This is a genomic window from Facklamia sp. P12937, assembly GCF_050409505.1.
GTDB lineage: Bacteria > Bacillota > Bacilli > Lactobacillales > Aerococcaceae > Facklamia.
This window is the reverse complement of the sequence record NZ_JBNUPI010000010.1, coordinates 59,990-74,874: the sequence shown is the minus strand read 5'-3', so window position 1 is coordinate 74,874 and position 14,885 is coordinate 59,990. Positions and strand designations below refer to the sequence as shown.

The window sequence follows — 14,885 nt, the reverse complement described above, 5'->3', positions numbered from 1 at the left end:
ATACAATATCAATAAACTGGTGTTATATATCCAAGAACAAGAAAAAATAAAGACCCGAGATAAAATGCGTGGACATTTTATCTCGGGTCTTATTTTAAAGGTTATAGCAAAAATGGACTTATGATACAGCCCCTTCACCACTTATTCACTTTAAATAACTTGTTTTTAGTTGTTAATGACAAAATTTCTGTCATCAAACCTGCCAAAACCATAGGTATTTGTCATGTTATTTGCCAAAAAATGATTGTTTTTTAATAATCTGATGACACAAATACAGATTTTCTTCGCTTTCCATCTCTAATTTGTTTAGTTTCCAAGTCTAATGTCTGACATATTTCTCTACTAAATGCCGTGCTTCCTAAAGGTTTTAATTGCAACTCTTCGCACCAGGCAGCATATTCAATGAACACTTCTTTAGTAGGCCGATTAACTATTTCTGTTTCTTTAATGAAACGCAATAACGGATTGTTGTATTCATTGTATGCATCTGATTCTTTTTGAATAACATCCGACTGAGTAAAGTGTTTGCGTTCCAATATCTCTTTCAATCGAATAATCCCTAATTTTAATAAGTATTCCATCGCGTCTTGATTTGTCACCTTATCTTCAATCTGCGGATCAAAATCAGGATCTTGCGGTGTGAACTTTGCTTTAAAAGGTATTATCAATAAACGACTGACAATACCATCTGACTTATCATTTACACGAGGCGGTTCGTTCGCTGAGAATATTAACTTCGCATAGTTATTAAAATCAAACGGATCTAACCCTTTACGCTCTGCGTTGACCGTATCTCCCGTTGATAACTTCTTAAACATTGATGAGTCTTTAATATATAACTTACTAATATCGTCACCAATATTTGCTAATTTACCAAAGAGTTCAGCAGTCTTAAAACGTTCTGATAATTCATTTAAATCTAATGCAGACTTATTTTCTTCACCGACAAACTTTAATAACATCTTCAAATAGGTAGATTTACCATTTTGACCGTGTCCTGTAAGTAAGAAAGTTTTTCTTAAAACGTTTCTTCGATAGAGAATATAACCAAAGATTTCTTCTAGTACTCTTCGTACTTGTTTGTCTTTGACGGCCACATTGTTTAATACTTTATCAACTGGCGGACATTCTGCAGTCGGATTGTAATTCCAATTAACTTTATTCTTAATCACAATTTCAGGACTAAAAGGCAACAATCGATCTTTGTTTAAATCATAAATACCATTTTTAACGGCAATAAAATGAGGAGGAGATAAAGGTTTATTATCTGTCGCTAATTGAAGATATGCCAATACTTCAGACCGCTGTGTCTTCTTAAGATTTCTGATTTCATGTATCATTGCACGTTCAATGTCATGTATGTTATCTGAGTAGATACCTTCTTTATAAATATGAAGCACATCTTTGATGCGGATAATATTGTATTCACTGATTAGAAACTGAGCGAACTTATCATGTAAGAAACGATTTCCTTTGAAGAACGATTCTTTTTTAAAGGCTTCATCACGTAAAATCGTATTAATCTCTCGCTGATCCAATGGATGATCTAAAATATACTTATTTACTAAATTGATTGTTTCTTTAATTTCTTGCTTGCTCAACTCCGCGGATTGAAGTTTTAAGATATAATTAAATAAATCTTGATTACGACTTCCGTCTGATATTTGATCAATGTAATTGTTGTCACGATTCTTATTAATCTTAACCATTGGATATAACCATTTGGGGAGTTCATCATGTCGCTTAGATTTTAAATACCAGGATCGTGTCTCTCCATCTATTTTTAATGGATCGGCTGTGTTTCTTGAACCAAGTTTAATGGTTACTTGTAAACCTAACGGACTCCACCAATCGATTTTATTTGTTCTTAAATCTTCGGGTGCTTTAAAGTAAACATGAATACCATTCGTTGTTTCTAAAACAGAACAATTTATTTTCATATCTTCAATGATGTCTAACAAAACATCTGATTCTTCGGGACTATCAATATCTAACATGAGCATATCTTCAGATAATATCCCCACAAAACTATCATATCTCCTGGCCGTATTGTACTTGACCAGAACACTATCGTCACCTTTGAATTCAATAGCAGATGACTTTCCGTTGCCTTTGAGGTATCCTTTGTATATTGAAATGTTAATCACCTCGCTTTCTAAATTAAAATGATGGGAGAAGTAACATTATGAATACTGGAAAACTAAACAAGATTGTACTCAATTTATTTGATATTGAACCAGGAATTGGAGCTTATGAATTAATGGAAAAAACTTCTATTCAAGATACTGGTATTTTAAAATTAATTATTAAAGATTTAGAAAATAACTGTTATATTGTAAACACATCTAATATAAAGTTATTTACAGACGACATAGCGTCCAACTTTTTTATAAGCCCTGATATACGAATAACTTTAGAAGGCAGTAATTATTTAAATGATTTTGATGATAACACCAGAATTTTTCTAAAAGAATTGAAAAAATTAAAAAATAAACAATCTGAATTAAATTTTCTACCCTATCTGACAGAAGATGAGTATTTAGAAATAGTCTTATATGCTATAGAAGAAAAATATATCTCTAATCCAACAAAGGGAAAAATCTATAATCAGACAAGGGAAGGAATTGTTTTTGAAAACAATACTATAGTCACTAAGAAAGGAAGAGATTATATGAACAATAAAAATCAAAATCAACAATACCCTTCAATAATCAATTATGGTTATATGAACACAGCTATTGGAGATAATAATGAACTAAACATAAAAGTTAATAATGAAGGTTTTAAATCATTAACAGAAATTAGAGAGTTTGCTGAATCTTTAAATGAGGATGAAAAATCTGAAATAGATCAAATAATTAAAGATATCCAAGATAACCCTGAAGAAAAACAAAATATTTTAGATAAAGCTGAATCAATCTTAAAGAGATACCCTAAATTGATTGCTTCATTAGTAAAAGGTGGTGACTATTTTATTGCACATTGGTCTACGATTTCTCAATATTTCGGTATGTAACTACCAAAAACTAACCTGCTCCACTACACTGTCATTCTTGGCAGTGTTTTTTACTCCTAAGAATTCATTCACTCTTTTATTGGCCAGATCAATGTACCATTGTTTATTTAACCAATTAGGTACCGATTGATTTACAATATCTTCATTGATAATTCTGCAGAAGTCCGGAATATTTCCTATCTTAGTTTTCTTACCCTTAGTAATTCTCACGATAGACTGACCGTATTTATCAGCAAAGATTCTATACACTTTGTCATAGAGATACTCTCCACCGTAATCAATAATGTCTGCCTTAATAATTCGCTGAAAGTCTATTAATGAATCAGACCTATTTATTGTTTCACTTACGTCTACTCCATTAATGAAATACTCTCTAATCGCTTTATTAACTATAGGCAAATCGTTATCTAAGAGGTTTAAGTCTTTAACATAAGCTCCTGCTGCTTCAATCTTATCTCCGATAAAAATATAGTTATTAACGTCTTTTTGATAAACATAATCATAGTATTTAAAAGCTAGTGTCAAACCTGTTCGTTCTTCCCACTCTGCACAGATACTGTCAATCAAATCAAAATCTTTTTCATCTATTTTGAATAACACTCCATCGGTGTTCGTTTGGATTAATTCAATGTGTGGATCTAATTTATCAATTAAATCGGTCATGAATAATTGTCCATTAATAACAACATTGTGATATTGTCGCATATCATACATTAAACTAAATTGGTCACCTGAAGCTCCAAATCCTTTGTTTACAATAGATTTATAAACTAATTCTTTTGAATCGTTTTTCTTTTGAAGATTAAATCTTTCTTTCAACAATTGGCTGTATTTCTTAGGATAGCTCACGTTCCTACTTAAGAAATTATATTTATCAATAATAGTTGGATACATTGATTTACAGTCAGCTAAGATAAAGAAACCTTTACCAATATAATTCTTTCTAGCTCCATGCAAACCCCCCTAATCCATAACGATGTGGGACACCAGCTACCTCTACTTCTAAGCTTTCATCATCATTCAGATACCAATCGTTAATGTGAGAATATTTTCCTAATTCATGATCTAAAATAGTTATTTCCCAATCATCATAACGATTTAGTTTCTTTGCTCTTAGGATATAAGCCAGTAATTGAGTTTCTGTTTTATCCATATGTTTTAAAGGTAGTTTAAACTCAAGCAATAAATCTAACTTCGTTAAGAAACTATCTACTTGATAGGCAAATACATACATCAAATCCTCAATTGAATCCTCAACCTCTCTTCCTTGAAAAGCTGTCAATTGTTTTAAAGAGTACTGCCTGCTCAACATTGCATCATAAGAGTTGAGGGGGATGTAATTTAATGTTTCGCTGTAACTCCATCCCGATAAGCCCCTCATTATATGTTCGTGAACTCCATAAGGGGTAGTACCAGCTATGATACTTTTTAAAATAAAACGATCATAGTTGTTTCCATTAAAAGCAACCCATAAGTCATCTTTATAATCATTGTAGAGATTAATGATTTCTTCTGAATCACTCGTTACAAAATCAACTCTTTCTTGAGTGATTGCTATTTCTGCATACCAGGAATTCTTTTGGACTGTAAACTTGTAAAAAATCAATCACTTTTTACCTCCTTGAAACTGAGGCGATAAATAAAACAAGTCTGAACATATGTTTTTAAACTTTAATTGATCCATATTCATCTAATCAACCTCTTTATTTTTATTTTAAAAGGGAGAATAAATCTCCCTTATTTATTTAGTCTAAAACTTCAAGAATTTCATACTTGTCATAGCCTGTATTGGTTAATGATTTCTCAATAATGTACTCCCATCCGTCTTCAATAATTTCTTCAGCAATCGCATCAATTTCTTCTGCATATTGACTAAAGTTTTTGAATGATACATCATCACTATCAATGAGACTCCGTAACATTTCATTGTTACTGTGAATTTGATAGCCAATCGCTCGTTCGTTACCTGGTTGCATCACACCATTGTAAAATAATTTATACCCTTTGAATTCACCGTCTAAGATTTCAAAAGTAATCTTAAGCATCGGATCTCCACCTGAACCATCATCTTTCTTTTTGGATTGACCAAGTTCCATACTATTAACTTTTACTTCATACTTACCTGATGGTATTTCAGGGAAATCTCCCATTTCTGCTGCTTCTTCAACTTTGTTTTGAATACCGTCAAAATCAACCATCTTATCAAATTTATCCCAATTAATTGCCATTTAAATTCTCTCCTTCTTCTTTATTCATTTCAGTTTCCATAATGCCCGCTGGTGTGTTGTACTTCATATCAACCTTAACTAAGTAATATTCACCATTCTTATTTGATTTCAATTGAATACTATGACCAATCAAATCTTCACCAAACTCTTCTTTAGCGTCTTCTACAATCGCATTCGCTTCGTCTTCGCTATCAGCAAACCATTGCTCTTTAGTATTTAGTTGTCTTTTCATATTATTCTTCCTTTCTTTTAATCACGTGAACGACGACGTCTTCTGCGTTTAGGTGCTTCTTCTACTTCTTCTTCCTCAGTTTCTTCCTCTTCTTCTCCTGGAGGGATATCGTCTGTGGATCTTGATCTTCTTCTGCGACGAGGTTTTTTCTCCTCCTCGACTTCTTCCTCTGCTGTTTCTTCTATTTCTTCTTCCTCCTCAACTTCGTTTGATACTTCTTCTGGTTCAGGAGCATCCTCTTTTTTACGTCTACTACGTTTAGGATTTTCTTCCGTCTCTTCTTCTGGTTCCTCAGTGGCATTAGCTTTCTTCAGTCCTTTATTCGCTTCTTCATAGACACCAATAAATTCGTCATAATCAAGATCAATTTCATCTACTGGTAAGTTAGGGATACGTCCTCCACTGAAGACATAAGATTTAGATTTAAAGACAAGCTTTCTTTCGTCACCATCTGTTACCACGCGTCCTACAATATCAACCATGCCTGCTAACTTAAGCGCCACTTTTTCCCTTAAATTTGGTTGAATACTTGTGATTTTATCGCCTGATCGTTTCGTAACATCTTTAGTGGTATCTTCATGGCTGATAAAAATAATGTTTTTCATTGGTAAATTTGCTATTCGTTTAACCATATTTAGAAATTTAGTAGTGACAATGTCCCACGCTTTAAAACTATTGTCAGATTCATGTTCAATACCAAGATCTTCATAAGTTTTAATTCGTGCAGCTTCATAAACATCTTCAATCAAGTCAACAACGACTGTTTCAAACTCATGATCACCTTTTTGTAGTTCAATAACCGTTTCTTCTAAAACGTCCCAAGCTAACGTGGTATCTAAGATTCGTCCTTTTTTCTCAACTTTTTCAACAATACTTACATAAGGCGCATCCACAAATTTAATATTCCCATCAGTGTTTAACATGATGACATTAGGAAAACTATTAGCGAACCAAGTCTTACCACTAAAAGGCGCACCATACATCCAAAGCACTCGTTTGTTCACTTTAGTAACATCTCTTCGTTCATTTTTTGGTAACATTTCTATAATCTCTCCATTCTCATTTTGTATGTAGTCTAAGTAATTCGGCGGTGTTAATACTGTGTATTTACCATTTTGTTTAGCTTCTATTGCATTACATGCAAAGCAATTACCGTGCGGATTACGGTCCCATTCATTTTCTGTCTCGATCGCTTCAATTGCCCAGTCAAACTCCAAGACCTTTCGCTCGTCATATTCAATGGGTACATAGGTAACTCTCGCTTTATCTAGTTCGTTACGTAATCTTTTTCTAAATTGATATATATCTTCATTCTTTTTATACTTGACCTTAACTTTTTCAATAAATAGAAACCCTAAATCTGTAACATTAAAGCCTGCTTGATCTAAATAATATTTATAAATATGTAACTGACAGGAATTTTTGTATGCTTCTATACTATTTGAATACTTAAAGTCAATGACCAGCGTTCTGTCTTTATCCTTAACAATTAAGTCAACAAAACCTTTATAGTCTTCTGTGTCAATTTCGTATTCGTGAATTAACTCAGCGCCATCGAATTGACTTAAGAACTCAAACACTTTAGGCAGCATATACTCAATTTTTATAATCTCGTTTATATGTGCATCAGTTATCATTGGATAGGCATTAATGTATTCATTCACTGCATAATCAGTACTTCCTTTTTCAATCCCACTATGAATAGCATGACCAAGGATTAAAGGACTTGTTGGACTGTAATCAGGTATTTCTTTGGCCTTATCTAGGTACTTTAGTTTAAAGTGGTAAGGACAACGATCGTATAGATCGACACGACTGTATGAATACTGTGTCAAATAAACCACATCCCATAAAATTCTTTATATTCAGCCCAGCAACCCAAAAATATATCCATCACTTCTAAGCATGCTCCATGATCTAATAAATAATTTTCAATTTCACTTTTTGAAACACCAGAAGGGAAATTTGGATCTTTACTGACATCTTTAGCAAAATCCCCTTTTGGACCTATTTCATGTTTGAACTTAACAACCCAGTTTTTAAAATCTGGAACCATTTTTTAACCACTCCTTCCATTCTTCGAATTCTAATTGGTAATAATCAAACTCATTACCGTACTTTAATTTTTTGTATTTAGTGGGTCTTAATATATATCCTTTACCACCAGACTTGTTTATTTGGTCCATGTGATAGGCTTGTAATTTACTTTCGGTACCAACATCTGTTTTAAGTTCAATACCGTGAAATTCCCCATTAATACAAACCAATAAATCAGGCACACCTTCTTTAGTGAAAACTCCGCCACCCCAATACTTGATAATGTAAGCCCCGCTTGATTTTAAGTAACTGATTACTTCTTCTTGGAATTTTGATTCTTTCATTATTTATTACTTTTCTGAGGCTCAACTGCATAATACTTACAGTAGAAAAAGTTTATGTTTACTTCTTCTCCACCATGTTCTTTAACTTGAATAAGCGTATAACCGTTTGAATCATATAATTGAGGGTAGCTATCCGATTTTACTGTTAAAGAAGTATCATCTTTAAAATAAAAAGTTATTAAATATCTCATTTTATTTTCACCCTGACTGATGCTTTAACATAACTTGTCTTCTTATACTTTTCAGCTACATCTGGTAATTCTTTCTTTAATCTTGAGCTATCAATGCTTTCTCTCATTGTAGGCTCAACGTAAGTAATGTTAAAATACTCGTTTTCCCATTTCTTAACGTTATAGTCCTCCATGATATCGACTAAGTCTGCTCTAAGTAACGCTTGTCTCTCTTTAGCAATTTTAATTTGTCTTTCTAACTCATAAAATTCAGTAACGATTGCTAAGTCCTGTTTATTCAATTCTGTTAGTTCCATATAATTTATTCCTCCCAATTGAAATCTTGTTTAAATAATTCGTTTGTATAATCTACACCACGTTCAAGAGCACTATAAATCTTATACTCAATACTGTCATCAGTGATCATCTGATAGTAAAACACAGGTCTTTCTTGTCCTATTCGGTGAACTCTTTTTAAGCTCTGCATCCAGTTCTCAACGCTGTCTGGTGGACTTAAATAAATAATCTTATTCGACTTTTGTAAATTATGTCCTTTACTACCTGCCTGGTACTGAACAAGTGTGATACTATCGTCACATTCTTCATAATTCTTTTTGTCTACTAACCCACCTTTGATAAAACTTAACGGTCTGTCAGTGATAAGTTTCTTTAGTGCTTCTAATTCTTCGTTATAGTTATAAAAGATAATCAAACGATCATTCGTTGAATCAATTAAATCTTTTAAGCGATCCATTTTATTCTTATTACGAACACTTGCGAAAAGCCTTAAATTTATTCTGGCAACTGTGCTTGTGTCACCAACAATTTGTTGATTTTTATAATTGATAATATGATGGGTATTAAATTCTTTGTATTCTTTTGATAAGTTGCATCTCACTTTTACAAAGTTTTGATCAGGCAAGTCATAAACTTCTTCTGTCTTCATGAATACAGCGCCATGTTCCCTGAGCTTTTCTTTAAGTTCATCTACATTTTTATAACCTAAAATTTTAATCCCACCCCAGTATTTGTTGGGTTTAAAATCAACATATCGTTTCATGTATTGAGTCTTACTTATATCCCAACCTAACAATTTAAGCTGGCTGTATAACTTTTCATACTTCCCACCAGTAGGTGTTCCAGATAATAGAACGACATTGTCGGGCTTAAGATTAAGAATGAATTTTGTTCGCTTCGTTTTTTCATTTTGAATTAAAGAACTTTCATCCAACATCAATGTGAAGTGCTTAATTTTCTTCAACTCAGGCCTGCGCCAAATCTTGTCATAATTTATGATAATTATTGACTCAGGTTTTACCTTTTTAGGCTTGTCATAAATCACAACATCATAGTCATAATGTTGTCTGAAATGACTTGCCCAATCGTTTATTTGAGACTTTTGACAAACCACTATATTGTATGGGGTATTTAGTTCCCAAAGTTTCTGAGAACCAACAAACGTCTTGCCTAGTCCCATATCTAAGTAATATGCAACACGATCGAATTCATAAGTCTGATCTAACACTTGTTCTTGGTGGGGGAATAATTTAATAATTCCAATCACCTCTCTTGTGTTATACTATTTTTATAGATTTCTTAATCTAAGCTTCCGTTGCAGCGGAGGCTTTTTCTTTTTGAAATTCAAACTCCATTTCTAATTGTTTAAACATCAATTCGCGCGAAATGACTCTTTTCTTTCCGCGATAAATGGTTAAATAAATCTGATTACTAATAAAACCACCATTATTAAAATGCTTCCGTAAAAACTCACACAATTCTTCGTCTAGCAAAATTGCTTGAAACAAAATTCTATCCACCATACCACCCCCACAGATACAATCCGTAAACTAAAAATGGTCCTATAATAATGATTGATAATAAAATGATTAAATAATAAATCAGTAATTTGTTGCGTTCTTTTTCATTCATGTTATTACTCCGTTTCCTCACGCTGGCGGGCGTTCTATTCTTTTAATGTTTGTAGTAATTCATCAATATCGTTCCGATCGTAAAGCCATCTTTTGCCCAATCTTCTTTTTTTGAGTCCTAATGTTTCCCAATGCGCAACATCTCTTGCGCAACATTCATATTCCTCAAAAACTTCTTTTTGCATAAGCCACTGTTTTTTTTGTTGAGCAATTTTTTCTTCTGCGATTCTTTCAGCTAATTTAAGAATCCCATCTACCAGCAACAGGCTAGCTTCTTCCGATAATAGGGCGCTTATCTCGTTCATCTTTAATTCACTCCTTTCTAAGCCAGTCCAAACATCTGAATAAGTTTCAGAATAATCTGATTAGATTTTGGTGTGTTTGACTTGCCAGTTAAAGCATTAAATATTTCAGGTTTGCTATAGCCAGTCATGACAGCTAATTGTTCATAAGAAATTTTATTTTGATTTTTGTAATCTAAAACGCGTTGTCTTGCTTCGATAGTTTCTGGCATTAAATCAGCTCCTTTCTCTAATTTTGTTTTGGTATACTCTCCTTAGGAAGGAGGTGAAAATATGGAAATTAAAGGTGATAAAAAGTTACTGAAATCATTTGATAAGGCTTCTAAAATTGCTGATCAATACCCTACAACTGTAAAATTAGAAGAGTTACTAACTGATTCTTTTATTAGTAAAAATTCTAAATTCCAAAATCTTTCTGAGTTCATAAATAAGTCTTGATTTAATTTTAAAGATATAAAATCTATAGATGCGAATGAATTAGATTCTTACGTTAAGGAAAATACCCATTTTAATTCTTGGGAACTTCTTCTTGGTAAAGCTTTTGAGGAAAAGGTTTCAACCCAAATTGAAGATGCGTTTCGTTAATTTCATCTAATACATCATTGAGCTGTTTCGATAAAGTTGCTGCTTTATCTAACAGCTTTTTTAATTCATTGGCATTTTTTATTTCAATTTGAAATTGTGCATTGATATCATTCATACTAGTTTCCTTTCTATGAAGTTTTAAATCATCTTTCTGAAGACGGTTATCTATCTCTTCCAAAAGATGAGCAAAATTAAATTTTGTTATAGAATTAATCGATTGATTCGTACTTACTTCAACAATTTTTTTGTTTATTTCTTCATCAATAACTGAGCCAAGTTCACCGTACTTATACCCAAGTCTGTGTGATTTGGCTTTTTTAATAGCTTCACCATAGGTTTCTGAATCTTTTAATAAAGCTTTTACTCTTAAATCGATTGAAGCCTCTATTAAACTCATAAAACTTTTATTATCAAGATAGTTCATGACTTATTTACTCCTCCTTTCTTAAATTTAATAATGTAAGGTAATTCGTTAGTTTATTTGTTATAATTTAATACTTTTATTGACTAATAGTATAAAATGTTATACTATTAAAGCGTACTAAATAAGCGTTGTTTATAAATTTATATCCGTTCCCCAACGAATTAATAAAAAACAAGTAACAAATTTAGTAACGAAATACCTTACAAGTAGAATAGTATAATATTTTGTACTGGTAGCCAAGGATTAAGTTCATTATTTTATACTAATCTTTTTGTAACGGTCTAGAAAGGTTGATAAAACAATGTTTGACCGTATAAAAATTTTATGTGACAAAAAAGGTATATCTTTAACAGAGTTAGCTCAAATGATGGGGTGGTCTGACAAAGCCATCTATAATTGGAGGACTAGTACACCATCTGCTGATAAAGTTAAGGCTGTTGCTGATTACTTTAATGTTTCGGTAGATTATATAATGAGTAGAACTGATAACCCTAAAGTTGCTAACGGAGATCAAGATGATGATTTTTTAGTAGCTGCTCATATAGACGGAGATTTCACTGAAGAAGAGATGGAAGATATTAGAGATTACATTGAATTTATAAAATCAAAACACAGAAGATAGGCGGGTGATTATATGAATGCATTTGAAAAACTGTTAGCTGAATTTGATAATGAACTAACATTTGTGTTTGATAAAAATATTCCTGACAAACTACCTGGCCTAATTTGTGATAAGACGGTTTATTTAAATAAAGATTTGCCATTCGATAAAGCAATATGTGTTTTATCAGAAGAAATTGGCCATTATAAGACCTCTACTCCTAAAGATATAACCGATTACAGATTTAATGGTAAAGAGGAGCGCAAGGCCAGGAATTGGGGATATAAGAAGTTACTACCAATAGATAAATTAATAAAATTTATTGTTAAGAAGGAGAGCGTGATGCCACACGAATTAGCTGAAGAATTTGGAATTACTGAAGAAGTCGCAGAAGAAGCTGTCCAAATGTATCGAGTGAAGGGAGAATTGGATTGAAGAAGAAAATTTTTACCATAATCATAATGTTCACTATAATGTTTTTACCCCAAACTATAATTGCAAATGATTGGGAGTCCGAAAAAATAGATTTAATTAACACTGACCTTCTTGCTTTTTATGGAATGGAAGAATACTTAAACGGAAATAAGGATGGAGACTCCATTATTAATGTAGTTAGTATGGCTGTTTCAAACGCTTCTAATTCATTTGAAGAAAAAATAAAAAACTATGAATCAGAATCTGCTTTACTACCTGAAACAAAAGAAAAAAATGATATTAAAAAAAGAATTTTAGAGTATCAAAACGAAATCTTAATGGAAAATTATTTTGAGATTAAAGCTCACATAACTGGTAGGGAAAATTTACCAGAAGAAGGTTTAAGAAACAGATTTTATGAAATAAAAATGTTGTACTGCGTTGCTATGTCAAGCGACGGGGAAAACTTCGATGAACTATATAATAAAATTACAAACTTAGATTTCAGTAAATAAAAATCAAATTATAACTCTTTTATGCTATTTGCAAAGCTTTAAAATCTTAGTAAAGAATCAAAGGAGAAAAATAATGAAAATTGGACCAAGAAAGCCTAGCTTTAAAAAAAGAGTTTCTTCTAGGAATACTGGAAAATTTATCAGAATCAAAAACAAATCCACCAATCCACTATATGGAAAAAAGCGAATGGGATGGTTCACTAATCCTAATAAAGCAGCCTATAACAAAATTTACAATTTGACAACATTTGATTCATTAGACTTTTCAGATTTAAATGATTTTTGGAGTATTGTTCCATTTATTATAATTATTCTTCCACTTTCAATTTTTATGTTATTGAACTCAAGTGGTATTATTTGGTTTATCTCTTTATTATTTTTATTTATTTCTGGATTCAGTGCATTAATATTAGCAGGATTTGTTGTACTTTTAATCGCTTTTCATCCCGTAATATCAGCTATATTTTTATTTATTTTAGGTGGTATAAGTTATTTGATTTTTAATTTACTTAACGATGGGAAAAGTTTCATTCCTACATACCCTTTTATCGTTGTATATTTATTAGGAATATTAACGAGAGTTGTTTTAATAATAATAGACAATAATGTTAATAGAGGCAGCATTAATCAGACAGAAATAACCGAAATAAGCCTAGATAAAACCAAAGAAGACTTATACGCTGATGGGCTTTTTAAGAAGTTTGAAGAAGAGAGTGCTAATAAATAATAAAAAAAGTCACAACCCACCCCGGAAAGAGTTAGTTGTGACTGTTTGGTAAAAGTAATAACTTATATTAACAAAAGGAGCGCTTATATGAGGAAAAAAATTTTGTTCTATAAACTATTTTTAGAGAATTCTAAACAATTAAGTTTACTTACTGATGATAAGACGACCTTGTCAGATAAAGTACATGCTCTTTCTGAAAAATATACCGATTCAGATACATTTAAAGTCAAAAATAAGAAAGTTTTTCAATTATTAACGTTTGACAAATATCATATTTTTGGGAGTTTTGGTAAAGTTGAAGATTTAACTCAAGGAGACCACATTAGGGCAAGAAATAAAACGAATTATAGTATTGAGGAACTAGAACATTTTGTGGAAACTTTCAGTTATTTTTACATTGATCTTTCAAACAATGATATAGCATTATTAAATCGTAGTGGATTACCAGATATAAAAAAACCACTTGAAGAATTTTTATCATCTCACTTTAGAATCTCAGGAAACTGGGAAGTTAGCATTGTTCCTAAATTTTCTGAAAATATAGAAAATAAATTAGGTACAAAGGTTCCAGTTAGTAAAATAAAATATGTCGTAGAAAATGATAAAATCCCAGAAAATGAATACGCCTCAATAAAAGAAAGTTATGATATTAGTAGTAGTGATATGAGGAAAGTTACAGTGTGTATCGATTTATTAAATCAAAAGGATACTTTCATTAATAAAGTAGTCAATAAATTTAAAAATTACTCAGAAATGACATTGGAAAATGATGATGAAACTATCGATTTAGTAGAAGGCATAATTACAAAAAAACACACTATCGAAATTGATAATGTGCAGTTAAAGGACACTAATTCTATTAAAGATTTATTAAGAAACGCTCTTAGCGCTATATCTTAAAATCTTAAAAATTTTTATGGTCGCAATAGTGGTTTCACTAATAGTTACTAAAAAAAATAAATCATGTAACCAACTTTCATAACCGATTAAATACATGAGGATAAATATTAATGACGATAGTATTCCAATAAAGATAGTATTATTAATAATTTCATCGTGTTTATATATTCTTAAAGCCTTTCGAAACTTATTTTCAGGAAGCATCATCATAAAACCATAAATAGTTAAAAGCGTTCCTAAGAGAGTGACTACAAAATCAAATTTATGGTTGTTATAATTATCTATAGCTTGTAGATTAAGTAAGTTGGAAATCATCAAAAAATAGTAAATAAGGCATACTAAAAAGGGAATAACAAAATAAATATACACATTAACTTTCTCAAATACTTTTCTCATTTTATCATCACCTTTTTTTCTATTATACCATTAGTCTTTATAAAATAAATACAAAGTTGACTCCTC

23 protein-coding genes are annotated in these 14,885 nt (G+C 31.4%); 7 read left to right on the top strand and 16 right to left on the bottom strand.

Annotation, left to right across the window (positions count from 1 at the left end; genetic code table 11):
• Positions 1–251: 251 nt before the first annotated feature.
• Positions 252–2,147: a DNA primase family protein gene (locus ACQV2R_RS05215; RefSeq protein WP_428891924.1), complete on the bottom strand. Its 1,896-nt coding sequence runs from the start codon at positions 2,145–2,147 to the stop codon at positions 252–254.
• A 38-nt stretch (positions 2,148–2,185) separates the two neighbouring features.
• Between ACQV2R_RS05215 and ACQV2R_RS05210 the strand changes: the two genes are divergently transcribed.
• Positions 2,186–3,016 (top strand): hypothetical protein, encoded by an 831-nt coding sequence (locus tag ACQV2R_RS05210; protein WP_428891923.1) that lies wholly within the window; start codon positions 2,186–2,188, stop codon positions 3,014–3,016.
• Here the strand turns inward: ACQV2R_RS05210 and ACQV2R_RS05205 are convergent, their stop codons facing one another.
• From ACQV2R_RS05205 to ACQV2R_RS05145, 13 genes are all read right to left on the bottom strand, one after another.
• Positions 3,017–3,973 (bottom strand): hypothetical protein, encoded by a 957-nt coding sequence (locus ACQV2R_RS05205; RefSeq protein WP_428891922.1) that lies wholly within the window; start codon positions 3,971–3,973, stop codon positions 3,017–3,019.
• Positions 3,960–4,622: a hypothetical protein gene (locus ACQV2R_RS05200; protein WP_428891921.1), complete on the bottom strand. Its 663-nt coding sequence runs from the start codon at positions 4,620–4,622 to the stop codon at positions 3,960–3,962. Before ACQV2R_RS05200 ends, ACQV2R_RS05205 begins: the two co-directional genes overlap by 14 nt.
• Before the next feature lie 139 nt (positions 4,623–4,761).
• A complete protein-coding gene (locus ACQV2R_RS05195) occupies positions 4,762–5,244 on the bottom strand; it encodes a DUF669 domain-containing protein (protein ID WP_428891920.1) in 483 nt (160 codons plus the stop codon).
• A complete protein-coding gene (locus ACQV2R_RS05190; protein ID WP_428891919.1) occupies positions 5,234–5,476 on the bottom strand; it encodes a hypothetical protein in 243 nt (80 codons plus the stop codon). The genes ACQV2R_RS05195 and ACQV2R_RS05190 overlap by 11 nt, the downstream gene beginning before the upstream one ends.
• A gap of 17 nt (positions 5,477–5,493) precedes the next feature.
• A complete protein-coding gene (locus ACQV2R_RS05185; RefSeq protein ID WP_428891918.1) occupies positions 5,494–7,311 on the bottom strand; it encodes an AAA family ATPase in 1,818 nt (605 codons plus the stop codon).
• Positions 7,308–7,532 (bottom strand): YozE family protein, encoded by a 225-nt coding sequence (locus tag ACQV2R_RS05180; protein ID WP_428891917.1) that lies wholly within the window; start codon positions 7,530–7,532, stop codon positions 7,308–7,310. The genes ACQV2R_RS05185 and ACQV2R_RS05180 overlap by 4 nt, the downstream gene beginning before the upstream one ends.
• On the bottom strand, positions 7,516–7,857 hold the full coding sequence (locus ACQV2R_RS05175; RefSeq protein ID WP_428891916.1) for a hypothetical protein: 342 nt from the start codon (positions 7,855–7,857) through the stop codon (positions 7,516–7,518). The genes ACQV2R_RS05180 and ACQV2R_RS05175 overlap by 17 nt, the downstream gene beginning before the upstream one ends.
• Positions 7,857–8,048, bottom strand: a complete 192-nt coding sequence (locus ACQV2R_RS05170; protein ID WP_428891915.1) for a hypothetical protein — start codon at positions 8,046–8,048, stop codon at positions 7,857–7,859. Before ACQV2R_RS05170 ends, ACQV2R_RS05175 begins: the two co-directional genes overlap by 1 nt.
• Positions 8,045–8,344, bottom strand: a complete 300-nt coding sequence (locus ACQV2R_RS05165; RefSeq protein ID WP_428891914.1) for a hypothetical protein — start codon at positions 8,342–8,344, stop codon at positions 8,045–8,047. Before ACQV2R_RS05165 ends, ACQV2R_RS05170 begins: the two co-directional genes overlap by 4 nt.
• Positions 8,345–8,349: 5 nt before the next feature.
• Positions 8,350–9,591, bottom strand: a complete 1,242-nt coding sequence (locus ACQV2R_RS05160; protein ID WP_428891913.1) for an SNF2-related protein — start codon at positions 9,589–9,591, stop codon at positions 8,350–8,352.
• A 37-nt stretch (positions 9,592–9,628) separates the two neighbouring features.
• Entirely contained in the window at positions 9,629–9,847 is a 219-nt protein-coding gene (locus ACQV2R_RS05155; protein WP_428891912.1) for a hypothetical protein, read from the bottom strand.
• Between the two features lie 143 nt (positions 9,848–9,990).
• The gene (locus tag ACQV2R_RS05150; RefSeq protein ID WP_428891911.1) at positions 9,991–10,260 is read right to left on the bottom strand and encodes a DNA-binding protein; all 270 of its coding nucleotides are present in this window, start codon (positions 10,258–10,260) and stop codon (positions 9,991–9,993) included.
• A gap of 17 nt (positions 10,261–10,277) precedes the next feature.
• Positions 10,278–10,469, bottom strand: a complete 192-nt coding sequence (locus ACQV2R_RS05145) for an XRE family transcriptional regulator (RefSeq protein ID WP_428891910.1) — start codon at positions 10,467–10,469, stop codon at positions 10,278–10,280.
• Between the two features lie 61 nt (positions 10,470–10,530).
• On the opposite strand from ACQV2R_RS05145, the gene ACQV2R_RS05140 reads away from it, so the two are divergent.
• Complete coding sequence (locus ACQV2R_RS05140) at positions 10,531–10,695, top strand: hypothetical protein (protein WP_428891909.1); 165 nt, start codon at positions 10,531–10,533, stop codon at positions 10,693–10,695.
• Positions 10,696–10,765: 70 nt separating this feature from the next.
• On the opposite strand, the gene ACQV2R_RS05135 is transcribed toward ACQV2R_RS05140, so the two are convergent.
• Complete coding sequence (locus ACQV2R_RS05135; RefSeq protein WP_428891908.1) at positions 10,766–11,266, bottom strand: hypothetical protein; 501 nt, start codon at positions 11,264–11,266, stop codon at positions 10,766–10,768.
• 301 nt (positions 11,267–11,567) lie between these two features.
• On the opposite strand from ACQV2R_RS05135, the gene ACQV2R_RS05130 reads away from it, so the two are divergent.
• The 5 genes from ACQV2R_RS05130 to ACQV2R_RS05110 all read left to right on the top strand — a co-directional run bounded on the left by ACQV2R_RS05130 (position 11,568) and on the right by ACQV2R_RS05110 (position 14,423).
• Positions 11,568–11,888 (top strand): helix-turn-helix domain-containing protein, encoded by a 321-nt coding sequence (locus ACQV2R_RS05130; RefSeq protein ID WP_428891907.1) that lies wholly within the window; start codon positions 11,568–11,570, stop codon positions 11,886–11,888.
• A gap of 12 nt (positions 11,889–11,900) precedes the next feature.
• Complete coding sequence (locus tag ACQV2R_RS05125; RefSeq protein WP_428891906.1) at positions 11,901–12,302, top strand: ImmA/IrrE family metallo-endopeptidase; 402 nt, start codon at positions 11,901–11,903, stop codon at positions 12,300–12,302.
• On the top strand, positions 12,299–12,796 hold the full coding sequence (locus ACQV2R_RS05120) for a hypothetical protein (protein ID WP_428891905.1): 498 nt from the start codon (positions 12,299–12,301) through the stop codon (positions 12,794–12,796). Before ACQV2R_RS05125 ends, ACQV2R_RS05120 begins: the two co-directional genes overlap by 4 nt.
• A 73-nt stretch (positions 12,797–12,869) precedes the next feature.
• Positions 12,870–13,523: a hypothetical protein gene (locus tag ACQV2R_RS05115; RefSeq protein ID WP_428891904.1), complete on the top strand. Its 654-nt coding sequence runs from the start codon at positions 12,870–12,872 to the stop codon at positions 13,521–13,523.
• Between the two features lie 87 nt (positions 13,524–13,610).
• A complete protein-coding gene (locus ACQV2R_RS05110) occupies positions 13,611–14,423 on the top strand; it encodes a hypothetical protein (protein ID WP_428891903.1) in 813 nt (270 codons plus the stop codon).
• On the opposite strand, the gene ACQV2R_RS05105 is transcribed toward ACQV2R_RS05110, so the two are convergent.
• A complete protein-coding gene (locus tag ACQV2R_RS05105; protein WP_428891902.1) occupies positions 14,394–14,819 on the bottom strand; it encodes a hypothetical protein in 426 nt (141 codons plus the stop codon). The two genes, ACQV2R_RS05110 and ACQV2R_RS05105, sit on opposite strands and share 30 nt — an antisense overlap.
• Between the last annotated feature and the right edge of the window lie 66 nt (positions 14,820–14,885).